Genomic DNA, 24889 nt, shown 5'->3' on the forward strand with positions numbered 1-24889 from the left:
TCCTTTCCTCCCTTCGGACATATCCTAGGGGACATCTCTACTTTGCGGAGACGGGACATTACTACTTAGCACTAACAGCGTCGCAAAAAAACCTTGCCGGATTCCTCCCAGCGGTTATAATGCGTGCCTCAATTCCCTGATAGCTCAGTCGGTAGAGCGACGGACTGTTAATCCGCAGGTCCCTGGTTCGAGTCCAGGTCGGGGAGCCAGAATACGGAAAGGCCGCTTCATCGAAGCGGCCTTTTGCTTTTCCAGGGCATGCCCATGATCTCCGCACTTTCCGAACACGACGCCGCCCTCATCGCCGGACATGCCGCCCAGGCCGATGCCGCGGGCTGGCTGCATCCGGCCCAGCAGGCATTGATCCACGAGCGCGGCTGGCTGCGCATGCTGGCCCCGCGCGCGGTCGGCGGCGAAGAGCTGGCGCTGCCGGACGTCGTGCGGCTGGAAGAGGCGATCGCCCGCGTCGACGGCAGCATGGGCTGGACCGTGACCCTGTGCGCCGGCGCCGGCTGGTTCGCGGGCTTCCTGGCCCCGGCCCTGGCGCGCGCGATCCTGGCGACGCCGCAGGTCTGCCTGGCCGGCAGCGGCGCGCCGACCGGTTACGCCGACCAGGAAGGGGAGGGCTGGCGCATCGAAGGTCTGTGGGACTACGCCAGCGGCGCGCCGATGGCCACCCACTTCACCTTCAACGCGATCCTGCGCGAGGGCGGCCAGCCGCTGCTCGACGACGCCGGCCAGCCGCGCATCCAGGCCTTCGTGGTGCCGGCCGCGCTGGTCGAGATCGTGCCCAACTGGCGCAGCATCGGCCTGCGCGCCACCGCCTCGCATGCCTACCGCGTGCGTGGGCAATGGCTGCACGCCGACCATGGCTTCGCAATCGATCCTGCCCGGGCCCGGGAGCAGGGCGCGCTGTACCGTTTTCCCTTCCTCCCGTTCGCGTTCGTGACCCTGTCGGCCAACGTGGCCGGCATGGCTTTCCACTTCGTCGAACTGGCGCAGGAGTGCATCGCGCGGCGCCGCAACCGCTTCGGCGGGCAGGGCGAGCCGCTGATCGAGGTGCCCGCCGTACGCGCGCTGCTGGACGCCACGCGTGCGGCTTTGGAGGAAGTCCGCGCGCGCTTCTACGCGCTGCTGGACGCGACCTGGGCCCAGGTCGCGGCCGGCGGCACGGTCAGCGATGAGGAAGCGGCGCAGATGGAAGCCCTGTCGATGGAGTGGGTAACCGCCTCGCGCCGTGCGGTCGATGCGCTGTATCCGTACTGCGGCCTGTACGCGGCGCGCGAGGACAGTCCGATCAACCGGGTCTGGCGCGACTTCCATACGGCATCGCAGCATGCCTTGCTGATGCCGCGCGCCGACACTGGTCAAACGGCAACTATGCCGCTATAATACGAGCCTCAATTCCCTGATAGCTCAGTCGGTAGAGCGACGGACTGTTAATCCGCAGGTCCCTGGTTCGAGTCCAGGTCGGGGAGCCAGAATACGAAGAAGGGCCGCGTGCGAACGCGGCCCTTCTTTATTTCCGGCTCTGCCGCGCGCGAGCTGGCGCCGCTCATCTTGTACGTTTACAACATTTTTACGCGCCCCAGCCATTTCTCTACGCAGTTTTTTGCCGCTGTCCGGTAATCTCCCCTGCATGAGCACAAGATTTCCTCCGTCAGGGAAGCGTGTCACCGCCTACGGACTGTCCGTCCTTGCCTGCATTGCCACCACCGTGCTGGTCACGCTGGTGCACGACATTCTCGACGCCGCCAACACGGTGATGATTTATCTTCTCGCCGTGTTCCTGGTCGCACGCTTTCTTGGCCGCGGCCCTGCCGTCGTCGCCTCCTTTCTCAGCGTGGCCCTGTTCGACGTGATCATCGTGCCCCCACGATTTTCCCTGGCGGTCAGCGACGTCCAGTACCTGGTGACGTTCGCGGTCATGCTGGCCGTCGGCCTGGTCACGGCCAATCTCACTGCCGGCCTGCAGCGGCAGGCGGTAGCGGCGCGCGAACGCGAACTGCAGGCCGAGGGCTTGTACGGGCTGGCGCGCGAGCTGGCGGGCGTGATCGAGATCGGGCAGGTGGCCGGGCCGCTGGAGCGCTACATGAGCGGGCAGGGATGCCAGGCGGAGCTGCATCTTCTCGACGATGCCGGCAGCCTGCCGACCCTTGCGCCGCACCTCGTCCAGGCCAGGTTCGCGGCGCTTGCCTTGCAGAAAGGCAGGCCGGTGGAAGCGGACACGGGCGCCGGCCAGGTCTGCCGCGTCAATCCCTTGCGCGGCGCGACCCGCGACCGCGGGGTGCTGATCGTGTCCGCCGCCCATGCGAGCGTCATCGACGCGAACCTGCAGATGATCGACGCGGTCGCCTCCGTGGTGGCGCTGACCGTCGAACGCCTGCATTACGTCGAGGTGGCCCATACCAGCCAGCTGGAAGCGGACGCCGAGCGCCTGCGCAACTCGGTGCTGTCGGCCCTGTCGCACGACCTGCGCACGCCACTGACCGCGCTGGTCGGCACGGCCGACGCGCTGGCCGCCAACCAGGCCGACGTGGGCGAGAAGGCGCGCGGCATGGCGGGCGCGATCCGCGACCAGGCGCAGGCGATGACGCGCCTGTTGAACAATCTGCTCGACATGGCCAGGCTGCAGGCGGGCAAGGTAAGGCTGAACCGGGAGTGGCAATTGCTGGAGGACGTGATCGGCAGCAGCCTGCAGCTGATGCGCTCCACCCTGGAGGGGCGGGCCGTGCGGGTCGCGCTGTCGCCGCACATGCCCCTAGTCGAGTTCGATGCGGTACTGATCGAACGGGTCCTCTGCAATCTGCTGGAAAACGCGGCCAAGTATTCGGCCCCCGGCACCCCGCTGGAGATCCGCGCGTTCGTGGAGTCCGGCTGCGCAGGTGTCGCGGTGTGCGACCGGGGACAGGGCTTCGTTGCAGAAGACATCGACCGGGTGTTCGGCATGTTCGAGCGCGGCCGGGCCGAATCCCCAACCTCGGGCGTGGGGTTGGGCCTGGCGATCTGCCGCTCGATCATGGACGCGCACGGCGGCCGCATCGAGGCGGCCAACCGCGACGGCGGCGGGGCCTGCGTCACGATCCGCCTACCGCTCGGCAATCCACCGGCCGTCGAGGACGAAGCATGAGTACCGAGCCGCATGTGCTGCTGATCGAGGACGAGCCCCAGATCCGGCGTTTCGTCCGCGCCAGCCTGGAGTCGGAAGGCTGCCGCGTGCACGAGGCGGATTCGGGAAGCGCCGGCCTGACCGAAGCCGGAACCAGGAAGCCGGACCTGCTGATCGTCGACCTGGGCCTGCCGGACATGGACGGCGTTGACGTCATCCGCGAGTTCCGCGGCTGGTCGCAGGCGCCGGTCCTGATCCTGTCGGCCCGCACCGAGGAGCGCGAAAAGGTCGAGGCCCTCGATGCGGGCGCGGACGATTACCTGACCAAGCCGTTCGGCGTGGCCGAGCTGGCCGCCCGGGTCCGCGCCCTGTTGCGGCGCCGCTTCCAGGGCCAGGAGGCGACGCCGACGATCCGCTTCGGCCAGGTTACGTTCGACCGCCCGAAGAGGATCGTCGAGCGCAATGGCGAGCACATTCACCTGACCCAGATCGAGTACCGCCTCCTCGGTGTTCTTGTCGCCAATGCCGGGAAAGTCCTGACCCAGCGCCACCTCATGCAGGAAGTATGGGGACCGAATCACGGCGAGCGCGGCCACTATCTGCGGGTCTACATGAGCCGCCTGCGCCAGAAACTGGAAGTCGACCCGGCACAGCCGGTTCACTTTCTCACCGAAACCGGGGTCGGCTACCGCTTCCAGCTGTAACCGGCCACCTCCCGCACGCGAGGATAGCTTGAGCATCGAACAAAAGAAAACCGGCACGGCGGCGTTGACGCTCGCCGCCATCGGCATCGTCTATGGCGATATCGGCACCAGCCCGCTCTACACGCTGAAGGAAGTGTTTTCGCCCGAGCATGGACTGCCGCTCGACGAGGGCAACCTGCTGGGCGTGGTCTCCCTGATCCTGTGGGGACTGACCATGGTCGTCTCGATCAAGTATGTCGCGCTGATCCTGCGGGCGGACAACCGGGGGGAAGGCGGCATCATGGCGCTGGTAGCCCTGGCCTTGAAATCCGTGGGTGCCCGCTCACGCTGGCAGGGACCGCTCGCCATCATCGGGCTGATCGGGGCGGCACTGTTCTTCGGCGACGGCGTCATCACGCCCGCGATCTCGGTGCTGTCGGCGATCGAGGGCCTGGAAGTGGCGACGCCGGCGCTGAAGCCCTATGTCGTGCCGCTTACCGTGGCCGTGCTGTTTGCCTTGTATTCCGTCCAGCACAAGGGAACCGCGGGCATCGGCCGCTGGTTCGGCCCGGTCGTGCTGGTCTGGTTCGCCATGCTGGGAGTCATGGGAATGTTGAATATCGCCGACAATCCGCGCATCCTGGCCGCCATCAATCCCTGGCACGCGCTGCGCTTCCTCCTTGACAACGGCTGGCTCGCCTTCCTGGCGCTCGGCGCGGTAGTGCTGGCGTTCACGGGAGCCGAAGCGCTGTATGCCGACATGGGGCACTTCGGTAAAAAGCCGATCCGTATCGCCTGGTTCACCATCGTTTTTCCCGGCCTGGCCCTGAACTACCTCGGCCAGGGGGCCTTGCTGCTGTCGCGGCCGGAAGCGGTGTCGAATCCCTTCTACCAGCAGCTCGGCCCTTGGAGCGTCTATCCCCTGGTGGCGCTGGCGACGCTGGCGACCGTGATCGCCTCGCAGGCGACGATCTCGGGCACCTTTTCGATCACGCAACAGGCGGTCGCCCTCGGCTATCTCCCACGCCTGCGCATCGTGTACACCTCCGAGCGGCAGATGGGGCAGATCTACGTGCCTTTCGTGAACTGGCTGCAGCTGTGTGCCGTGGTGCTGGCCGTCGTCGGTTTCGGATCGTCGTCCAACCTGGCCTCGGCCTATGGCATCGCGGTGACCGCGACGATGCTGATGACGACGATCCTGACCTTCTTCGTCGTCCGCCATGGCTGGAAGTACAACGCGCTGCTGGCCTGGTCCGCCACCGGATTATTCCTGGTAATCGATATCGCACTGTTTTCGGCGAATACCCTCAAGATCCTGCACGGCGGCTGGTTCCCTCTGGTGCTCGGCACAGTCGCCGTCGTGGTGATGCTGACGTGGCAGCGGGGGCGGGCACTGGTGCACGACAACCTGCGCCAGCACCTGGTGCCGCTCGACGACTTCCTGCAATCCCTGTTCACCGGCGCGCCGACGCGGGTCGAGGGGACCGCGGTATTCTTCCGCGCCGAAGGCGACGGCGTGCCTCACGCCATGCTGCACAACCTCATGCATAACCGCATCCTGCACGGACGCACGATTTTCCTGACCATCCATAATGAAGACATTCCCCGCATACGGCCGGAGCAGCGCATGTCGGTCACGAACCTGGGACACGACTGCTACCAGATCGACCTGCGTTACGGGTTCGTGGAAGACCGCGACATCCCGGCCGCGCTGGAGTCGTGTGCGGCCGAGGGGCTGGCCTTCGAGCCGATGCAGACTTCCTACTTCATCGCCCGCCAGAACGTGATTCCCACGGTCGGCAGCGGCATGGCCATGTGGCGCGAAGCCTTGTTCGCCACCATGTCCCGCAATGCCCGCGACGCGGCCGATTATTACCGGATACCGGCCAACAGAGTGGTCGAACTGGGAACGCAGGTCGAGATCTAGGAGCGCTTCATCGGCTGCCGCACGCCGTACATCAGCGTACGCCACAGCCATTCGATGGGACCGAAGCGGTAACGGCGCAGCCACAGCACGCTTACCCGCATCTGCACGACATACACGGCAACGCCCAAGGCAAGGACCGGTGCGGGGCGCAGCAGACCGAACTGGCCCAGTCCATAGCCGAAAAACAGCCACCCGAAGACGAGCGACTGCGCAATATAGTTGGTGAAGGCCATACGGCCAATCGCGGAGAATGGGCGGAGCAGGGCGTGCGCCGAGGTGAACTCGACGGCATACAGGATCGCTGCCGCGAACGCCAGCGCCAGGCAGACCGGGACCAGATTGGACAGTTCTTGCGCATTGGTCGAGGCCAGCGCAATGCCCTTGGCCCCGAGCAGGCAGCCCAGGCCGGCGATCTGCCCCCTGCGTTCGGCGGGCCTGGAAAAGATCCCGCAGCGCCAGGCCAGCATGCCAAGCACGAACAGGCCGAGGGTGCGGGGGAAAATATACACGTGCAAGGGCAGCAGGAAGGGCAGTTCCCGCAGGCTGAAACGCGTCACCTGGAACCAGTCGCCTGTACGCAGTACCTGGTTCGCCTGTGCCAGATGGTGCGCGATCCACACGGGCTCCGGCCAGGCAAGCGGCAAGGGCAGCGCGGGCAGCGCCAGGTAGAGGGCGAACAGCGCCGCTGCGGCGAACGCCAGCACCCGGCGCGATGCGTATAGCAGGGGCAGGACGAGCAATCCCGCCATTGCGTATTCGGTCAGGATGTCGCCATTCCAGATCAGCAGCAGGTGAACGAGGCCGAAAGCGAGCAGGGCCAGAAGGCGGCGCACCAGCCAATAGAGCGGCCTTCCCGTGCCGGACAGGCGCTCGAAGTGCATGGCCAGCCCGACGCCGAACAGGAAAGAGAACAGCGCGAAGGCCTTGAGTTCCAGGCCGTCGCGCACGAAGGCCGTCGCGATCCGGTCGGCGAGGCCCGGCTCGGCGGTCGCCGGCGCGAACTGGGCGAAGATCGATACCCGGAATTCGGCGACGAGATTGACGGCCAGGACACCGAACAATGCGATGCCGCGCAGGATATCGATGGCATCGAGACGCCGGCTGGCCTCGATGGCGCCTGGCGTCAAGGACCGCGGTCCGGTGGTGCGATCGGGGTCACGGGGGGATTCGAGCGGCATCGCAGGTCTTTTTCTTGTTGAGCGGCGGATTCCGGACAGTGTAAGGCGTCTGTTGCTCTCATGGAAGCCGTGGGGAAGGCCGGCATTTTTCCCCCTCTCCAGCAGACCTCGCCCGCGCCACCTATAATCGCTGTTTTGTCGCGGACCCAGCATGAAATCCCCAGTCAATACAGGCAGTTACGAGCAAGACAAGGTGCCGGTCGACGGCCTGGAAAAAGGACAGCTGATGTGGGCCGTCATCGCGCTGTCGCTGGGGGTGGGCATGTCCGCGCTCGATACCGCGATCGCCAACACCGCACTGCCGGCGATGGCCGACCAGCTGCACGCCACCCCCGCCAACTCCGTCTGGATCGTCAACGCCTACCAGCTGGCGATGGTCGCGACCCTGCTGCCGGTGGCGGCGCTGGGCGAGACCATCGGCTACAAGCGCGTCTACATGGCCGGCATGGCCCTGTTCACGGCCGCCTCGCTGGGGTGCGCGCTGGCCTGGTCGCTGCCGGCGCTGATCGTGGCGCGCCTGTTCCAGGGGCTCGGCGCGGCGGCCCTCATGGGCGTCAACTCGGCCCTGATCCGCGCCGTCTATCCGGCCCGGCTGCACGGGCGCGGTTTCGGCAATAACGCGCTGGTGGTGGCGATCGGCTTTGCCGTCGGCCCCAGCCTCGCCTCCGTGATCCTCGCCACTTCGTCATGGGAGTGGCTGTTCGGCATCAACGTGGTTCCCGGCATCCTTGGCTGGTTCCTGGCGCGCAAGGCGTTGCCGGAAACCGGGCGCGCCAGCCACAAGGTCGATGGCGTGGCCGGCCTGTACAACGTGGCCGCCTTCGGCATCGCGATCCTGGCGCTGGGCGACGCCGCCCACCGCGTCGGCCTGCGCACCCTGTTGCCGGAGGTAGTGCTGGCGCTGCTGTTCTTCTTCCTGCTGCTGCGCCGCCAGAAGAACCATCCGGCGCCGCTGCTGCCGGTCGACCTGTTCCGCCTGCCGCTGTTCTCGCTGTCGACCCTGACCGCGGTGTGCACCTTCGCGGCCCAGGCGCTGGCCTTCGTCGCGCTGCCGTTCTACTTCGAAAGCCAGCTGGGCCGCACGGCGGTGGAGACCGGCTTCCTGCTGACGCCGTGGCCGGTCATGGTCGGCGTGATGGCGCCGCTGGCGGGGCGCCTCAGCGACCGCTATTCTCCGGGCCTGCTGGGAGGCGTCGGCCTGCTGATCCTGGCGGCCGGTTTGGGCTTGCTGCTGGGCATGTCGAGCGCTCCCTCGGCGCTCGACATCGGCTGGCGCATGGCCGTGTGCGGCGTCGGTTTCGGTTTCTTCCAGGCGCCCAACGTGAAAGCGATCATGGGCAGCGCGCCGCCCTCGCGCAGCGGCAGCGCCAGCGGCATGGTGGCGACCGCGCGCCTGGTCGGGCAATCGACCGGCGCGGCGCTGGTGGCGCTGTGCCTGACCATGTTCCACCTGCGCGGCACCTGGTATGCGATCGCCATCGCCGCCGCCTTTGCCGCGGTGGCCAGCATCGCCAGCTTCTCGCGCCTGGTGGTTGCCGCGCCGGCACGCAGCTGAGTGAGCGACGGCATGAAAGAACAGCGCGCCCATGCCCGAAAGCTGATGCGAGAGCAGGCGTATCTGGCGGATGCCGGCACGACTTCCTGGGCGCCGGTCGTCCTGCTCGATATTTCCCTTAGCGGAATCAGCTTCGCGTCCCCGTCGGCCATCATCCACGGCGAGCTGCGCCAGCTGCAGTTCAGGATGCCGGGCAGCCCTGTGCTTCACCGCGTGCGCATCCACATCGTGCATCACACGGCATCCGGCGTGCCGGTCGGATTCAAGGTCGGGGCCCGGTTCGAAGACATCGGCGCGGAAACCAGGAATGCCATCGCCGGTTTTCTGGTGTCGGGTGACACGGAACGTGAAAGCTGCGTCAAGTTAGTGAAAAACGCCTGACGTACTTTTTGAAAAATTCGTTCAGACAGATTGATTTGTTGCGAGATAAGCAATAACTGCCGTAGACTTGTTGAACTTCCGCTATCGGCCAGGAGCGGACCTCCGCCAAAAGGGAATGCTGTTGCCTAAGAGAGGCCGAACACCCATGAATCATGACGATGAGTATCGAGGGGTTGCCGCGTACGAGAAAGCAGCAGCGCTGAAAAAAGTTGGGCAGGACGAGTCGGGCTGGGAGATCTATTACGACGATGATCGAACTGGCGAACGATGGGTTATGGATTACCCTGACTCAGGGCAGCATGGTGGTGGTAGTCCGAGACTTCGCCGTCTTCGAAAAACCGCTTGTTGAAGCTCGATTAGCCGTTAAAGCTGATTTCGCAATGTCTGCTCTGGGTCGAAGGCGGACGCTACAATGAATCCGCAACCGGACAAGAGCGGAGGCACGAAGCCCGCACTCTACAAAGAGACAATGAACCTCATCTTAGAAAAAACCGATCAAGTCTGTTGGTTCACCAACATGCGCGATGTGTTTGATGCCGCGAACATCGCCCCTCAACACTATGATTGGTACGTCAGCGACATTGAAACGAATTGGACACCTCCTGATTTCTCTCCAGTTGATCAATGGTTTTCTGGCGAGGAATTAGCGTCTTTCCTGCGCAAACATGAAGTGCAATTTATCTGGGCAGTATTTAGCGCTGTCCCTAAAGGGTTCCGCTCGCACTGTTGGATTGCCCCATACGCTGATGGTAACCCCACTTACTGGAGCGGGGAGGAGCCTGCCCCTCAACTTGACGGTGCCTTGTTTGAGATCGCCTGTTGGGACAGTAGCGCGACCATCCTTATCAATCTACCTGACCAAGCGGCTCGTTCATTTGTAGCAAGATACACGGACACGCGAACCTTGGCGGATGCCCGCACCTGAACGTTAGCCTGACGTCCGCTAAGGGTCGGAAGCACCGTGCCGATACATCCTGCCAAGGCATCCGAATTTTTCAGTATCCAGGTCACGTCAGCCGAAAATTTTCACTTCCCTAGTCACTTCACCACGCCTGATGTAACGAAGATGGCGAAAAAGTCTTTGTAATCATTACCCGTCTTTTCAGTGATCGCGTCATCCAGCATCTGGGCAAAACGCCGCTGCCCTGGCTGGGCAGCAACCCTTTAAACGGCGCCGCCCGCCTCGATATGGGAGGGATGGCGCGCCGCTCCCGCATTCCCGACTTTCCCGAGGCTTCCAACGCTCCCGCCGACGAAGCCTTGTGCCCCTTGTGCGGGCGCCCGCTCGGCACCGTCAACATCGACCGCCACCACCTTGTGCCGAAATCGCTGAAGGGCAGGGAACAGTTTCCGATCCATAAGATCTGCCACCGGAAGATCCATGCGACCCTGTCGGAGCGCGAATTGCTGCGCGCCTACCACACCTGGGACGCACTGAAGCGGCACGAAGACATCCAGTCCTTCATCGGCTGGGTGGCGAACAAGCCGCCGGAGTTCTATACCCGCACCTACACGGCGAACAGCAAGCGCGGCCGCCGCTGAGCGTTCAATCGGACTGCCCGTAAAGATGGGGTTTGTTATGCTGGCGCATGATCCAGGAAGCCCCGATACCCCAGCTTCACCCGAGAACCTTGTCCGAGTATCCGGCTGGTCCGGCATCGCGGCGCCTGGCGCTGGGCCTGTTTGCCGCATCGCTCGCGATGTTCGTCGCGCTCATCCCCGTCGCGGACCGCTTCGTCGGCATCGCCAACTGGTTCATCCCGCTGTACCAGCCGGTCATCGTCATCAACGACCTGATCACCGCCACGCTGCTGTTCGGTTACCTGCGCCTGCACCGGCAACTGGCCATCCTGGTGCTGGCCTGCGGGTACCTGTACTCGGCGCTGATGGCCAGCATCCACCTGCTGAGCTACCCCGGCGTGTTCGCGCCCGGCGGCGTCGTGGGCGGCGGCGCGCAGACCACCGGCTATCTGCACGTGTTCTGGCACACCGGCTTTCCGCTGTGCGTCATCGGCTACGCCCTGCTCAAGGACAAGGCCCGGCGCGCGCGCGGACCGGCGGCGGAGCTGCTGGCGGCTGGCGTGACGCTGGCCTGCGCGGCCGCCCTGAGCGCCCTGGCCATCCTCGGCAACGACTTCCTGCCGCCGATGCTCGCCGGCGTACACTATTCGGCCTGGTTCAACCTGGGACGCTACGGCCAGTGGATCATGACCGCCGTGGCGCTGGCGGTCCTGTTCACCCGCCGCTCGCCCTCGGCGATGGACCTGTGGCTGATGGTGGTCCTGTCGGCGTGGTTCTTCGAGATCGGCCTGGTCGCCATCGTGAACGCCGGCAGGTGGGACGTCGGCTTCTACGCCGGCCGGGTGTATGCGCTGTTCGCGTCCAGCTTCGTCCTGGTCATGCTGCTCACCGAGCACGTCAGCATGTACCGCGACCTGGCCCGGGCCGAAAAGACCTCGCGCGCGGCCGCGCGCCTGCGCGAGCGGCAGCAGACCCTGCGCATGGCGCTGCAGGCCGGCCAGATGGGCGCTTTCAGCCTGGACCTGCCGCGCCGGCGCGCGTGGTGGAGCCCGGAGCTGGAACACATGCTGGGCTTCGCGTCGCGCACCCTGTTTCCCGAGCCGGACGCGCTGCTGCAGTACGTCCTGCCCGAGGACCGGACGGCGCTGCGCCAGCGGATCTTCGAGAGCATCCGGCTCAGGGGCGCATGCGAGGCCGAGTTCAGGCTGCGCACGGCGCGCGGAGACACGCTGTGGCTGCACCTGCGCGCGCAGGCCGAATACGACGAACACGGCGCGCCGGTGTCGGCCTTCGGCGTGATCGCCAACATCAGCGACCGCAAGCGCAGCGAGGAAGCGGCGGCGGAACTGGAAGCGCACTTTCGCACCCTGGCCGACGAGATACCGCAGCTGGCCTGGATGTCCAGCCCGGACGGCGGCGTGTACTGGCTGAACCGGCGCTGGTACGAATATACCGGACTGGATACCGAGGGCTCGATGGGCTGGCGCTGGCAGCAGGCCTACGAGCCGGCCGACCTGCCGGCGGCGGACCAGCGCTGGCGGCACTCGCTCGGCACCGGCGAACCGTACGAGATGGAATCCCGGCTGCGCCGCGCCGACGGCCACTATTTCCCCTTCCTCACCCGCATCGTGCCGCTGAAGGACGGCGATGGGCGGGTGCTGCACTGGTTCGGCACCCACACCGACATCACGGCCCAGACCGAAGCCCGGAACGCGCTTCGGCTGGCCGACCAGCGCAAGGATGAATTCCTGGCCACCCTCGCGCACGAGCTGCGCAATCCGCTGGCGCCGATCAGGAACGCGGCGGCCCTGCTGACCCGGTTCTCGCAGCTGCCGCCGCAGGTCGAGCGCGCGCTGGCGGTGATCGACCGGCAGTCGCGCCACCTCGCGCGGCTGGTCGACGACCTGCTCGAAGTGTCGCGCATCACCCAGGGCAAGGTCACGTTGCGCCGGCAGGCGGTGTCGCTGGTGGACTGCCTGTCGGATGCCCTGCATGCGGTGGAAGGGGCGCTCAAGACGGCCGGGCACGAGGTCGCCCTGCACATCACCGACGACCCCCTGTGCGCCGACGCGGACGCGACCCGCATCGCCCAGTGCTTCCTGAACCTGCTGAACAATGCCATCAAGTTCACCCCGCACGGCGGCATCATCCGCATCGAGGCGGAGCGCAGCGGGCAGGAAGCCCGGGTGACGATCGCCGACAGCGGGATCGGCATCGCGCCGGAACACCTGCAGGACATCTTCGGCCTGTTTTCCCAGGTCGCGCCGGCGCTCGAGCGCAGCCAGGGCGGCCTGGGGATCGGCCTGTCGCTGGTCAAGGGCTTCGTCGAACTGCACGGCGGCACGGTGGTCGCGGCCAGCGAGGGCCACGGGCATGGCACCACCTTCACGGTGCGGCTGCCGTTGCTGGCGACCGAGGGCCGGCCAGGCGTCGCCGAGCCGCGCGTCAGCATCGACGTCCGGCTGCACGCGCGCCGGGTGCTGGTGGTGGACGACAACCTCGACGCCGCCGCCAGCATGGTCGCCCTGCTGCAGGCGTCCGGCCACCAGGTGCGCGAGGCGCATGACGGACCCGAAGGGCTGCGGCTGGCCGGCGAATTCAAGCCGGAGGTGGTCCTGCTCGACATCGGCATGCCCGGCATGAACGGCCTCGAAGTGGCGCGCGAACTGCGCCAGCGCCAGCGCGAGGAAGCCTTGCGCATCATCGCCGTGACCGGCTGGGGGCAGGAGCGGGACCGCGGCCTGACGCGCGACGCTGGCTTCGACTTCCACCTGACCAAGCCGGTCAACCACCTGGAGCTCGACGTTTTGCTTGCCGATACGGCAATGACTGTATAAAAATTTGACGATTTCCCCATGGGTAAGACGTCATCGCTGCTGGGCTTGATGTAAAATCAAAGCTTACGATTTTGCAATTCGCGCTCTCCGATCACCGACTTCCACCGCAGTTGCAATGACCCAAGACGACTCCACCCGCTGTTCCGTTCTGCTCATCGATGACGAACCTTTTGCCGAGGACATCATCACGCATGGCATGAAAGCCTGCTCGCCGCATACGCTGCGCTTCGCGAGCCGGCCGGAGATGGCGGTCGAACTCGCCAAGGAGATCGGCGCGACGGTCGTGCTGGTCGACCTGCGCATGCCGGAGATCGATGGCCTGGAAGTGACGCGGCGCCTGCGCGCCGACCGCGACACCGAACACATCCCCGTGATCGTGCTGTCGTCCGAGGACGATCCGGACATCAAGGCCAGGGCCTTCGCGGTCGGCGCCAACGACTACCTGGTGAAATGGCCGGACCCGCGCGAACTGGTGGCGCGCGTGCGCTACCACAGCGACGCCTTCATCGCGCGGCGCCAGCGCGACGCCGCCTTCGTGTCGCTGCGCCACAGCCAGGAACAGCTGGCGGCCAGCCAGTCGGCCCTGTTCCATGCCCAGAAGATGGAAGCGATCGGCCAGCTGACCGGCGGCGTGGCCCACGATTTCAACAACGTCCTGCAGATCATCGGCGGCAACCTGCAGCTCCTGAAACTGGTCGGCCACCTGAACGAGGCCGGCAAGGCGCGCGTCGACATGGCGCTGGCCGGCGTCGAGCGCGGCGCCAAGCTGTCCTCGCACCTGCTGGCCTTCGCCCGCCGCCAGCCGCTGCAGGCCGTGGTCATCAATCCGGGGCACCTGCTGCGCGAGATGGAAGACATGATGCGGCGCGTGCTCGGACCGCGCGCGCGCATCGTCACCGAGATCGAGCACCGCCTGGGCAGCACCCTGGTCGACCCGAACCAGCTGAACAACGTGCTGCTGAACCTGGCCATCAACGCGCGCGACGCGATGGCCGGCAGCGGCACGCTCACCATCCGCGCCGCCAACGTGGGGCCCGGCGGCGCGCTGCCGCCCGCGCTGGCGGCGGGCCATTACGTGATGATCGAGATCGCCGACACCGGCAAGGGCATGGCGCCGGAAGTGCTGGAGCGCGCCTTCGAACCCTTCTTCACCACCAAGCCGACCGGACAGGGCACGGGCCTGGGCCTGTCGATGGCCTACGGCTTCGTGAAGCAGTCGGGCGGCGAGATCGTCCTCCACAGCGAAGAAGGCAAGGGCACCAGCGTGCGCATCTGGCTGCCGCGCAGCGAGGCCGAGCCGGGCGTGGTCGAGGACGTGGCGGCGGCGCCGCTGCTGGGCGGCCCGGAAACCATCCTGGTGGTCGAGGACGAGGAAGACGTGCGCAGCGCCACCTGCGGCATCCTGTCGGCGCTCGGTTACCGCGTGCTGGAAGCGCCGGATGCGGCGGTGGCCAGGGCGATCGTGGAGAGCGGCGAGCAGATCGACCTGGTGTTCAGCGACGTCATCATGCCGGGACCGGTGAGCAGCCTGCAGCTGGGGGAAGTGGTGCGCGAGCGGTTGCCGCGGGCGCAGATCCTGTACACCTCGGGCTACGCCGAAGGCGTGCTGGCGCATGAAGGCAAGGTGGAGGCGAACATCAACCTGCTGCAGAAGCCTTATCACCCGGACGCCCTGAGCGCCCGGATCCGTCATTTGCTGCGCCGCCGGTCGGCCTGACCGGTTGTTCACGCGTGGGCACGGGGTGCCCACCCTACATTATTTGACCGGTTTGATGTAGCGTTGCGACCCTGGCGGCGGTTCGTTCAGCACCGCCCAGAAGATGCCCAGGTCGGCGATCGCGCGCACGAATTCCGTAAAGTCGACCGGCTTGACCACATAGGCGTTCACGCCCAGTTCGTAGCTGCGCACCAGGTCCTGTTCTTCCTTCGACGAGGTCAGCATCACCACCGGCAGCGGCTTCAGGATGGGCGTCTCGCGGATGTCCTTCAGCACTTCGAGGCCGTCGACCTTCGGCAGCTTGAGGTCGAGCAGCACCACGGCCGGATTGCCGGCGGGGCGCTGGGCGTGTTCGCCGCGCCGGTGCAGGTAGTCGAGGGCTTCGGCGCCGTCGCGCACGACGATCACCTGGTTGGCGAGCTGGCTTTTCGATAGCGCGATCAGCGTCAGCTCCAGGTCGTTCGGGTTGTCTTCGACGAGCAGGATGGGCTTGAGCATGCGTTCTTTCAGGATTCGTTCAGTGAATTCGGTTGATTCAGTTGTCTGGTACATGTTTCGGTATTGCAAAGGAGAAGGTCGCGCCTTCGCCCTGGACTGACTTGGCCCACACGCGGCCGTTGTGACGCTCGACGATGCGGCGCACGTTGGCAAGGCCGATGCCGGTGCCCTGGAAGTCTTCCATGCGATGCAGGCGCTGGAATACGCCGAACAGCTTGTGCACATATTCCATGTTGAAGCCGGCGCCATTGTCGGCCACGTGGAAGATGGTTTCGTCGGGCGCCTCTTCGGCGCTGACGCGGATGATGGCCGGGTCGCGCTGGCCGGTGAATTTCACGGCGTTCGACAGCAGGTTGAACATCGCCAGGTGCAGGAAGGTCGGGTCCGCATGGACCGTCGGCAGCGGGGCGATGTCCCATTCGATGCGGCGGCCGCGGGTTTCCAGCGTCAGCTTGTCGATGCAGGAGGCCACCAGCTCGCCCATGTCGACCGTGGTCGGGCGCAGCGAGGCGCGGCCCATCTGCGAGAACGACAGCAGGTCGTCGACCAGCTTGCCGGCCAGGCGCGCCGCGTCCTTGATGTTCTTCAGGAAGCGCATGCGCTGTTCGCCATCCTCGCTGCCGGCCGACTCGATCAGCAGGTCGGCGAATCCGACGATGTGGCGCAGCGGCGCGCGCAGGTCGTGCGACACCGAGTAGGAGAAGGCTTCCAGTTCCTTGTTGGCGCGTCCCAGTTCCTCGGCCAGTTCGGCCATCTGCTCGGCGCGCTCGAGGGCGATGCCCAGCAGCGCGGTGCGGAACTCCAGCGCCAGTTCGATCTCGCCGGCGTGCCAGGGCACGCTGGTGCCGTGGATGGTTTCGCGCCAGGAAGCGAAGCTGGTGCGCGGCGAGAGCTGGGTCGGCGCGTCCGGCTGCTGCTCCTTCCCATGCGGATTGCCGGCCCATTCGATCGTGTGCACGTACTCGGGGCGGAACCACAGCAGGTAGTGCTTGTGGATCCGCGAGATCGGCATCGCCAGCAGGCCGCTGGCGTTGCGCACGAACTTGCCGGCCGCGGGCCAGGCCGCGGACAGCTTGTCGGTATGGTAGATGTCGCCGTGGTCGTGCACCGCCAGCCAGTCGACCAGGGCCAGGATGTCGTTCTCCGCCGGGGCGTCGCCGAAGGTCAGCACGCGCTCGTCGACCACGATCGCGGCCCCGGACGCGCGCGCGAAGCGCAGCAGCTCGGGGAACACGCTCGACAGGTTCTCGATGAAGTCGCTGCCCTGGGTCAGGCCGGCCAGCATCGACACCATGATGCGGCGCACTTCGAGGCGGAACTGCAGCTCGTGCGCGTCCTCGCGCGACTCGATGCACAGCGCCAGGATCTGGCCCAGCTGCTCGCAGGCGGTGCGCTTTTCGAACGAGACCGGGGCCGGGTCGGCGTTGTGGCAGGAGATCAGGCCCCACAGCTTGCCCTTGACCATCAGCGACACCGACATCGAGGCCAGCGTCTGCATGTTGCGCATGTACTGCAGGTGCACCGGCGAAACGCTGCGCAGGGCCGCGAACGACAGGTCGTTCGGCTTGCCCGTCAGCGGGTTGAGGGCCGGGACCAGCGGCGCCGGCGTGTAGTTGGCGTCCTGGATCAGGCGGATGCGCGACAGCGCGTACAGCTCGCGGGCCTGGACCGGGATGTCGGAGGCCGGGAAGTGCTGCCCCAGGTAGGAGTGGTAGCCATCTTCCTTCGATTCCGCCACCACGTGACCGTGGCCGTCGGCGTCGAACTGGTAGACCATCACGCGGCCGAAGCCGGTCACAGCGCGGATGTGCTGGCAGGCCAGCCCGGCCAGCGCCTCGATGCGGGCGGCGTCGTTGACCTTCAGCAGGAAGTCGCCGATCAGCGGGTACAGGTGGCGGAAGTCGGCCGGCTCGGCGCGCTCGACGCTTTCGAATTCGAGGAGGGCCAGGCCATCCCACTGGTGCCCGAGCACGTCGAAATGGCGGCCGTTCTCCAGCGTGACCGTGCCCACGTAATACGGGCGGGCGCCCAGCTTCGAACCCGGCCCCGGCGCCAGTTCGGGCGCCAGGCGCAGCGCGGCAGCTTCGCCGATCACCTCGGCGAGCGGCCGGCCGGCAGCGGCCTGGGCCGGGCAGCCGGTCCAGTCGCCGAGATTGGCGCTGGCCTGCAATACCTCGAGTCCGCTCGACAGGGTCAGCAGGAAACCGTGCGGCTGGATGCTCCCGGGCGTGCGAATCGGCTCCCTGTCGCAGGCCGACAGGTCGAGTACAGGGGCGGAAGAGGCCGGATTCATGAAATAGTGACGGTAAACGTTAATTGCAAGTCCTCCATTTTACAATGAAAGGATGTTGCACTTTCATTGGAGCTTTTGACAATTTTGCCGATGCAGCGTGAACACAACGGTATGCGCCATGCGTGAACGTTGGATTGCATTGCGCGTGCGTGGGCAGGGCAAACGGGGTGGGTGTATGATTAAGTGGATTTGAATCAATGAATTCGTGCATCTGGACACGAGTGCACAGCCATGAGCGAACACATGCAAGATAAAAAAGTCCTGTCGGATGAGCGGCGTTACCAATACCTGATCTCCGGCATCAACGACTATGCGATCTACATGCTGGATCCGCAGGGACATGTGAGCAGCTGGAACGCGGGCGCCAACCGCTTCAAGGGCTACGTGGCGCAGGAAATCCTGGGCGAGCACTTTTCGCGCTTCTATACCGAGGAGGACCGCGCCGCCGGCCTGCCGGCGCGCGCCCTCGCGACGGCGCTCACGGAAGGCAAGTACGAAGCCGAGGGCTGGCGCGTACGCAAGGACGGCACCCGTTTCTGGGCCCACGTGGTGCTCGACCCGATCTACAACGAAGACAAGGTCCTGCTCGGCTTCGCCAAGGTGACCCGCGACGTCACCGAGCGCAAGGAGGCCGAGGACAAGCTGCGCGAGAGCGAACAGCGCTTCCGCCTGCTGGTGCAGGGCGTGACCGACTACGCGATCTACATGCTGTCGCCGGAAGGCGTGGTCACCAACTGGAACTCGGGCGCCGAGCGCATCAAGGGCTACACCCAGGACGAGATCGTCGGCAGCCACTTCTCGCGCTTCTACACCGAGGAAGACCGGATCGCGGGCGTGCCCAAGCGCGCCCTGTCCACCGCCGGCTCGGCCGGGCGCTTCGAGGCCGAGGGCTGGCGCGTGCGCAAGGACGGCACGCGCTTCTGGGCCCACGTGATCATCGACGCCATCCGCGACGACGAGGGCCATCTGGTCGGCTTCGCCAAGATCACGCGCGACCTGACCGAGAAGAAGCGCGCCGCCGAGGCCCTGGAAGCGGCGAACGCCGCGCTGTACCAGGCCCAGAAGATGGAGTCGATCGGCCAGCTCACGGGCGGCATCGCGCACGACTTCAACAACCTGCTGTCGGTGCTGTCGAGCGGCCTGGAAGTGCTGGCGCTGCAGCGCGGCGAGAGCGGCGACAGCCGCACCATCGAGAGCATGCGGCGCGCGGTCGACCGCGGCGCGCGCCTGACCCAGCAACTGCTGGCCTTTGCGCGCCAGCAGCCGCTGCAGGCCGAAACCCGCAACGTGAACCGCATCATCACCGGCTTCGAGCCGGTGCTGCGGCGCGCCGGCAATGCCAACATCGAATTCAAGGTCGACCTCGACCGCAAGGCGCACAGCGCGGTGATCGACAGCGCGCGCCTCGAATCGGCCCTGCTGAACCTGGTGGTGAACGCGCGCGACGCCATGCCGGACGGCGGCAGCATCGTCATCGCCACCCGCAACGTCACGCTCGGCCAGCACGAGGCGGGCAGCCTGCCGGCCGGCGACTACGTGCGGATCACGGTCAGCGACACCGGCACCGGCATGCCGCCCGACGTGGTGTCGCGCGCCTTCGAACCCTTCTTCACGACCAAGGAAGTGGGGAAGGGCACCGGCCTGGGCCTGTCCCAGGTGTATGGCTTCATCAAGCAGTCGGACGGCGAGGTCGTCATCGAGAGCAAGCCGGGCGAGGGCACCACGATCGCGATCTACCTGCCGGCGGTGCTGTCCGAGGCGCAGGAAGACCGCCGCGCCCATGTCGAGCGCGTGCTGATCGTCGAGGACGAGCCGGACCTGATGGACGTCGCGGCCTCGCTGTTCACCAGCATGGGCTACGACGTGGTGACCGCCTCCAGCGGCCGCGAGGCGGTCGACCTGCTGGAGCAGCGCGACATCGACATCCTGTTCACCGACGTCGTCATGCCGGACGGGATGGACGGGATCGAGCTGGCCACCTACACCCGCACCCATTATCCGGACACCAAGATCATGCTGGCGTCCGGCTATCCGCTGCCGGCGCTCAAGCAGCGCCATGGCGGGGTGTTGAACGAGTTCGCCTTCGTCAACAAGCCCTACCGCCTGTCCGACCTGGCGCGCACCCTGCGCACCGCGATATAGGGCGGCGTCATCCGATGGGAAGGGAGCCTTATTCCAGGCCGAAGATGATGTCGCAGATGCGGTCGTAGACCGGATCCGCCGACGGACCCGGGTTCGGCCAGTCCAGGATGTCGAAGTGGTCGTAGCCGTCGTAGGTGCCGAGGAAGTTCCAGCTGCCGCGCACGGCCCGGCCGTCGTAGTCGCGCACCGGATGGCCCGCGGGCGCGCGCATGCTGACCGTGTTGACCACGCCGTCGCTGGCGAACCAGCTGCTGTCGATGCGCACCCGTCCCGGGTCCGACTGGGTATAGGAGCCCATGCCCGGCTGGGCCAGTGAACCCACGATCCATTCTCCTGAAAACAGCTTGAAGTAGGGGATCATGTCGTCGCGCGGGTACTGGTAGTTGCTGCTCTGGATCGGCGCCAGCTGGCGATCGCTGCCGTTGCAGCACCAGGCGCCCGCCACCGTGGCCCGCGTCCCCACCGAAAAATAATAGACCCAGGGCGAGGTGAGCGCCCAGCGGTTGAATTCGCGCGCCCCGTCCGGCGCCAGTTCCCAGTGCGCGAGGCGGTTGTCGAGGATGTCGCGCAGCGGGCTGCGCAGATGCGGCAGGACGTCCAGCACCGCATCGCGCAAGGTGGTGCCGTTGTGCGGCGCCGAGATCGTCACCACGCTCCTGACCCAGCCGGTCTTGCCGCCGCGGTAGAGCTCGCCGCCGCCTTCGTCGCCGTCGGGCGAACCGTGTTCCAGCAGCTGGACCAGGGCGCGGATCGTGGTGCCGCCCTGGCTGTGGCCGATCAGGTGGATCGGGTGGGCGGCATCCCATTGCGGATAGAAGGCGAGGGGATAGCCATGCGGGTTGTCGTCTGGATCGGCGGCCCAGCACTTGCCGGCGGGCTTCCGCGGCTGGCCGGGATAGCCGTAGCGCACGACGTGGGTGGCGCCGTAGTCGACGCAGCCGCCCTTGATCTGGGCATACAGCTCGGCGGCGCGGTCCCAGTTGGAGCTGATCGCGCCGACCCCGGCCGTGTAGACGGCATGCGGACCCTTGTAGCGCTGCATGCGGCCGGCGATGTCATGGTAGCCGCCCCAGTACAGGAAGCTGCTGCCGGGAAAGGTGTCCGGCCCGAAGCCGAGGAAGCCGTGCACCAGCACGACCGGATAGTTATTGGCGGCCCCGGCCGTTGCCGTGCCCAGCAGGCAGGCCAGGGCCAGCAGCGCTCGGGCCCAGGCCCTGTTCATGGATGACATGCAGCTCTCCCTTGGTGGGTGACGGACGCTACATTGTCGAATTGGTACTGGGGGAGGGATTTGAGCCGGACCAAAGCGTGGCCCCCGGCTCTCGAACGTCGTCCCCGCGCAGGCGGGGACCCAAGTTTCGCGATCTGCCACCAACCTGGATTCCCGCCTGCGCGGGAACGACGGGAATGTCAGTTGGTAACCGCCGCAGTCCCACCCAGCTGCGCCGTCCCCGCCCCATCCGGCGCCGGCGCCGGCGTGTTCGAGGCCGTCACCGCCGCCTTCTCGGCCAGGTCCGGGTTCCACACCACGTGCTCGTCGACCGAATAGAGGCGGCACGGCTTGTCGCTCTTGGCCGAGCAGGTCGCCAGGGCGCGCGCTTCCGGGGCCTCGCCTTCCTCGGCCCAGCACCAGGCGCCGCTCGGCGACACGGCGAAGGCGCGCGGGGTCATCTTGGTAAGATATTCGGCATAGGCACGCTTGCCGTTTTCGCTGAGGAAAGGAACCGAGTCGACGTCGTCGACCTTGGCAAAATTGGTCGGCTGCGGCAGCGGCGGCTCCGGGACCTTGTACAGCACCCTGGTCGGCATGCCGACCTGGTCCAGGAAACGCATGGTGTCGGCCAGCCAGACCTTTTCGCCGTCGCGGCTGGCCAGCATGCCGTGCGCATCGCGCTTGAACGCCGCGTACTCGACCAGCCGGGCCTTGCCGCCGGCCTGCTCGAAGGCGTCGTGCATGCGCGCCACCAGTTCCGGGCCGAACAGCGAATCGTTCTGGCCGTACATCCACAGGCTCGGGATCTTGTTCTGCGCACCGTATTCGGCAAAGGCCGAGACCAGCGCCGAGCGCCAGCCGCAGCCGTCGCTGTCGTCGCGCAGGCCGCCGGCGAAGTTGATCAGGGCGCGCACGCCCGGCAGTTCCTGGGTGCCCAGCGCCATCGTCGCCAGGCCGCCATAGGACTGGCCGGCCACCACGATGCGGTCGGCGTCGATCCACTTCTGCGCGCGGGCGAATTCCAGGGTGTCGCGGATGTCCTCGGCCTGGGTGTAGCCGTTGGCGGTCATGTCGCAGCCGTGGTCGCGGTAGCGGCCGGTCGAGTTGGCGAAGCCCTGGCGCATCGGCACCATCACCGCATAGCCGCGCGCGACGAAGGCGTGGGCCATGTGATAGAAGCGGTCGCGCGGCTGCAGGTTCGGGTGGCCGGGGTCCTTGCCGTGGTTGATGATGATGAGCGGAAACGGACCCGGGCCGTTCGGCTGGAACACCGTCGTCTCCAGGCGGGCCTGATGGTTCTGGCCGGCCGGGATCAGCATGATGTGCTCGTTGATCCTGTAGTCGAGTTGCAGTTCCTGCTCGACCGACAGGCCCGGCAGCATGGCCAGGCCGACGATGAGAGCGGAGGTCAGTTTGCGAACAGATGCGCGTGCTCTAAACATGGAAAACTCTGGAACGGCGGGACCTCACGGTGTGTCCGTCAGGAACCATTTGCTTAGCGGAATGAGTTGATTCTAAGCACTGTAATTTCCTAGAGCAATATCCGATTAACCAATTCGCGCATTAAATCTTCGTGTGTGGCCACAAATTCCAGAACACGCAGATAATCGGAACGTCCAACGATTTGGTGGCCCCATGGTTGCTTCCGATGAACAACTCAGCGAGCGCTTCACCCAGGCCCTGCAGGCCGGCGGGCGCGCCTGGCGCCAGGCGCTCGAACGCCAGCTGAAGGCCTGCGGCCTGACCGCGGCCGGCTGGAGCGCCGTCGCCGCGCTGGCGGAGATGCAGCGCGGCGCCGGCGAAGCGCGTCCGCACCCGCCGTCGCAGACCGAACTGGCCCAGCAGCTGGGCGTCGACGGCGCGACCCTGGTCGCCACCATCGACCGCCTGGCGGCTTCCGGCTTCATCGAGCGCATCCCGAGCCGGAGCGACCGCCGCGTCAAGCTGGTGGTGCTCACGCCGGAAGGCCGGGCGCTGGAGGAAAAGGTGAGGGCGCAGGCGGAAGACCTGCGGCGCGCGGTGCTGGCGCGCCTGGATCCGGCCGAGGTGGCGACCGCCGCCGCGGTGCTGGAAAGCCTGCAGCAGGCGCTGGAGAATGCATGAGCGACAAGTACGCGCCGCGCGAATGGCACCCGGACGAACGCCCGACCATGCCGGGCGGCCCGTCCTTTCCGCGCCACTCCACGCCGCGCCGCGCCGCGTTCTTCCTGGTCGGGACCCTGGTCACGCTGACCGGCGGCCTCGGCAACGCGCTGGTGACGGTCAACCTGGTCAACCTGCAGGGCGCGCTGGGCGCCTACGCCGCGGAGACCAACTGGCTGCCGGCCGCCTACGTGATGACGAACGTCTCGATGAACCTGCTGCTGGTGAAGTTCCGCCAGCAGTTCGGCCTGCGCGCCTTCACCGAATTCTTCCTGGTGCTGTACGCGCTGGTGACCTTCGCCCACCTGTTCGTCAACGACCTCGGCTCGGCGATCGCGGTGCGCGCGGCGCACGGCATGGTCGGCGCCGCGCTGTCCACGCTGGGCCTGTACTACACGCTGCAGTCCTTCACCAAGGAGTGGCGGCCGCGCGGCATCATCATCTCGACCGGCATCTCGCAGCTGTCGCTGCCGATCGCCTACCTGTTCTCGACCCGCCTGCTGGAGATCGCGGAGTGGCGCGGCCTGTACCTGTTCGAACTCGGGCTGACCCTGGTGACGCTGGGCGCCGTGCTGTGGCTGAAGCTGCCCCCGGGCGACCGCTTCAAGGCCTTCCGCCCCACCGACTTCGTGACCTTCGCCCTGTTCGCGCCGGGCATGGCGCTGCTGTGCGCGGCGCTCACCTTCGGCCGCGTGCTGTGGTGGACTTCGCAGCCCTGGATCGGGGTGGCGCTGGCGGTGTCCATCGTGCTGATCCTGGCCGCCATCGCCGTCGAGCACAACCGCAAGAATCCGCTGCTGAACATCCGCTGGCTGAGCAACGGCATGATCGCGCGCCTGTTCATCGCCATGGTGCTGGTGCGCGTGGTGCTGTCCGAGCAGAGCGTGGGCGCGGTCGGCTTCCTGCGCATGGTGGGGCTGAACAACGACCAGCTGCAGACCCTGTTCTTGGTGGTGCTGGCATCGACCCTGCTCGGCATCGCCATGTCGGTGCTGGTCCTGAATCCGAAGCACCTGATGGGACCGCAGGTGATCGCCCTCCTGATCATGGCCCTGGGCGCCTGGATCGACTCGCATGCGACCAGCCAGACGCGCCCGGAAGAGATGTACGTCAGCCAGGGCCTGCTGGCCTTCGGCGGCGTGTTCTTCCTCGGGCCGCTGCTGCTGACCCTGCTCGGTTCGGTGATCTCGAACCCGGCCAACCTGATCACCTTCTCGGTGCTGTTCGGCCTGACCCAGAACCTCGGCGGCCTGCTCGGCTCTTCGCTGCTGGGCACCTGGCAGGTGACGCGCGAAAAATTCCACTCGTCGAACCTGGCCGACCAGCTCAGCAGCCTCGATCCGCTGGTGGCCGCCCGCATCCAGCAGGGCGGGGCGGCCTATGGGCGGGTGCTGGCCGATCCGTCCTCGCGCACGCGGCAGGGCATCTCGGTGCTGGCGCAGACCGCCACCCGCGAAGCCAACATCCTCGCCTTCAACGACGTGTTCCTGCTGATCGCGATCCTGGCCAGCCTGCTGGCGGCCTGGATCTTCGGGCGCGCGCTGTGGCTGAAGTACGTGGCGCCGCCCGCGCCGCCGCCGGCGCCGGCGCCGAAGACCGCGCCGGAGATGGTGACCGATTCGCCGATCGCGACCCCCGCCGGCGTGCCGCCCGAACCGGTCGCCGACACCGCGCCCCGCCAACTGTGAAACCG

General features: G+C 66.5%; 19 protein-coding genes and 2 tRNA genes. 16 read left to right on the forward strand and 5 right to left on the reverse strand.

What is annotated here, in order from left to right:
• Window positions 1–133 precede the first annotated feature (133 nt).
• The 6 genes from AC3A6M_RS02830 (at window position 134) to AC3A6M_RS02855 (ending at window position 5719) form a co-directional block, all read left to right on the forward strand.
• Window positions 134–209: transfer RNA gene (locus tag AC3A6M_RS02830), tRNA-Asn, on the forward strand.
• 55 nt (window positions 210–264) lie between these two features.
• Window positions 265–1392, forward strand: coding sequence for an acyl-CoA dehydrogenase family protein (locus tag AC3A6M_RS02835; RefSeq protein ID WP_487851228.1), 1128 nt, complete (start codon window positions 265–267; stop codon window positions 1390–1392).
• A 13-nt stretch (window positions 1393–1405) separates the two neighbouring features.
• Window positions 1406–1481: transfer RNA gene (locus AC3A6M_RS02840), tRNA-Asn, on the forward strand.
• 158 nt (window positions 1482–1639) lie between these two features.
• The gene (locus tag AC3A6M_RS02845) at window positions 1640–3130 is read left to right on the forward strand and encodes a DUF4118 domain-containing protein (RefSeq protein WP_487851229.1); all 1491 of its coding nucleotides are present in this window, start codon (window positions 1640–1642) and stop codon (window positions 3128–3130) included.
• Entirely contained in the window at window positions 3127–3813 is a 687-nt protein-coding gene (gene kdpE, locus AC3A6M_RS02850; protein ID WP_487851230.1) for a two-component system response regulator KdpE, read from the forward strand. The genes AC3A6M_RS02845 and kdpE overlap by 4 nt, the downstream gene beginning before the upstream one ends.
• Window positions 3814–3841: 28 nt before the next feature.
• Window positions 3842–5719: a potassium transporter Kup gene (locus tag AC3A6M_RS02855; RefSeq protein ID WP_487851231.1), complete on the forward strand. Its 1878-nt coding sequence runs from the start codon at window positions 3842–3844 to the stop codon at window positions 5717–5719.
• Here the strand turns inward: AC3A6M_RS02855 and AC3A6M_RS02860 are convergent.
• A complete protein-coding gene (locus AC3A6M_RS02860) occupies window positions 5716–6897 on the reverse strand; it encodes a DUF418 domain-containing protein (RefSeq protein WP_487851232.1) in 1182 nt (393 codons plus the stop codon). The genes AC3A6M_RS02855 and AC3A6M_RS02860 overlap by 4 nt on opposite strands.
• A 151-nt stretch (window positions 6898–7048) precedes the next feature.
• Between AC3A6M_RS02860 and AC3A6M_RS02865 the strand changes: the two genes are divergently transcribed.
• From AC3A6M_RS02865 to AC3A6M_RS02895, 7 genes are all read left to right on the forward strand, one after another.
• Window positions 7049–8452, forward strand: a complete 1404-nt coding sequence (locus AC3A6M_RS02865; protein WP_487851233.1) for an MFS transporter — start codon at window positions 7049–7051, stop codon at window positions 8450–8452.
• 12 nt (window positions 8453–8464) lie between these two features.
• Window positions 8465–8833, forward strand: coding sequence for a PilZ domain-containing protein (locus tag AC3A6M_RS02870; RefSeq protein WP_487851234.1), 369 nt, complete (start codon window positions 8465–8467; stop codon window positions 8831–8833).
• Window positions 8834–8978: 145 nt separating this feature from the next.
• The gene (locus AC3A6M_RS02875) at window positions 8979–9182 is read left to right on the forward strand and encodes an Imm27 family immunity protein (protein WP_487851235.1); all 204 of its coding nucleotides are present in this window, start codon (window positions 8979–8981) and stop codon (window positions 9180–9182) included.
• 63 nt (window positions 9183–9245) lie between these two features.
• Complete coding sequence (locus AC3A6M_RS02880) at window positions 9246–9758, forward strand: hypothetical protein (protein WP_487851236.1); 513 nt, start codon at window positions 9246–9248, stop codon at window positions 9756–9758.
• A 272-nt stretch (window positions 9759–10030) separates the two neighbouring features.
• Window positions 10031–10375 (forward strand): HNH endonuclease, encoded by a 345-nt coding sequence (locus tag AC3A6M_RS02885; protein WP_487851237.1) that lies wholly within the window; start codon window positions 10031–10033, stop codon window positions 10373–10375.
• A gap of 89 nt (window positions 10376–10464) precedes the next feature.
• A complete protein-coding gene (locus AC3A6M_RS02890) occupies window positions 10465–13191 on the forward strand; it encodes a PAS domain-containing protein (protein ID WP_487851238.1) in 2727 nt (908 codons plus the stop codon).
• Between the two features lie 115 nt (window positions 13192–13306).
• Complete coding sequence (locus AC3A6M_RS02895) at window positions 13307–14908, forward strand: response regulator (RefSeq protein ID WP_487851239.1); 1602 nt, start codon at window positions 13307–13309, stop codon at window positions 14906–14908.
• A gap of 39 nt (window positions 14909–14947) precedes the next feature.
• Here AC3A6M_RS02895 and AC3A6M_RS02900 read toward each other — a convergent pair whose 3' ends face one another.
• Both AC3A6M_RS02900 and AC3A6M_RS02905 read right to left on the reverse strand, forming a co-directional pair.
• On the reverse strand, window positions 14948–15406 hold the full coding sequence (locus tag AC3A6M_RS02900; protein ID WP_487851240.1) for a response regulator: 459 nt from the start codon (window positions 15404–15406) through the stop codon (window positions 14948–14950).
• Window positions 15407–15443: 37 nt separating this feature from the next.
• Window positions 15444–17699 carry an ATP-binding protein gene (locus AC3A6M_RS02905; RefSeq protein WP_487851241.1) on the reverse strand — a complete coding sequence of 752 codons (2256 nt, stop codon included), beginning with the start codon at window positions 17697–17699 and terminating at the stop codon, window positions 15444–15446.
• Between the two features lie 243 nt (window positions 17700–17942).
• On the opposite strand from AC3A6M_RS02905, the gene AC3A6M_RS02910 reads away from it, so the two are divergent.
• Window positions 17943–19841 carry a hybrid sensor histidine kinase/response regulator gene (locus tag AC3A6M_RS02910; RefSeq protein ID WP_487851242.1) on the forward strand — a complete coding sequence of 633 codons (1899 nt, stop codon included), beginning with the start codon at window positions 17943–17945 and terminating at the stop codon, window positions 19839–19841.
• A gap of 28 nt (window positions 19842–19869) precedes the next feature.
• Here AC3A6M_RS02910 and AC3A6M_RS02915 read toward each other — a convergent pair whose 3' ends face one another.
• The gene (locus AC3A6M_RS02915) at window positions 19870–21072 is read right to left on the reverse strand and encodes an esterase/lipase family protein (protein WP_487851243.1); all 1203 of its coding nucleotides are present in this window, start codon (window positions 21070–21072) and stop codon (window positions 19870–19872) included.
• Between the two features lie 179 nt (window positions 21073–21251).
• Complete coding sequence (locus AC3A6M_RS02920) at window positions 21252–22496, reverse strand: dienelactone hydrolase family protein (protein WP_487851244.1); 1245 nt, start codon at window positions 22494–22496, stop codon at window positions 21252–21254.
• Between the two features lie 193 nt (window positions 22497–22689).
• Here AC3A6M_RS02920 and AC3A6M_RS02925 point away from each other — a divergent pair, with 193 nt between their 5' ends.
• Together AC3A6M_RS02925 and AC3A6M_RS02930 are read left to right on the forward strand one after the other, a co-directional pair.
• A complete protein-coding gene (locus tag AC3A6M_RS02925; protein ID WP_487851245.1) occupies window positions 22690–23157 on the forward strand; it encodes a MarR family winged helix-turn-helix transcriptional regulator in 468 nt (155 codons plus the stop codon).
• Window positions 23154–24884 (forward strand): MFS transporter, encoded by a 1731-nt coding sequence (locus tag AC3A6M_RS02930; RefSeq protein WP_487851246.1) that lies wholly within the window; start codon window positions 23154–23156, stop codon window positions 24882–24884. Before AC3A6M_RS02925 ends, AC3A6M_RS02930 begins: the two co-directional genes overlap by 4 nt.
• Window positions 24885–24889 lie beyond the last annotated feature (5 nt).

The organism is Telluria sp. Soil_C_11, from assembly GCF_057657395.1.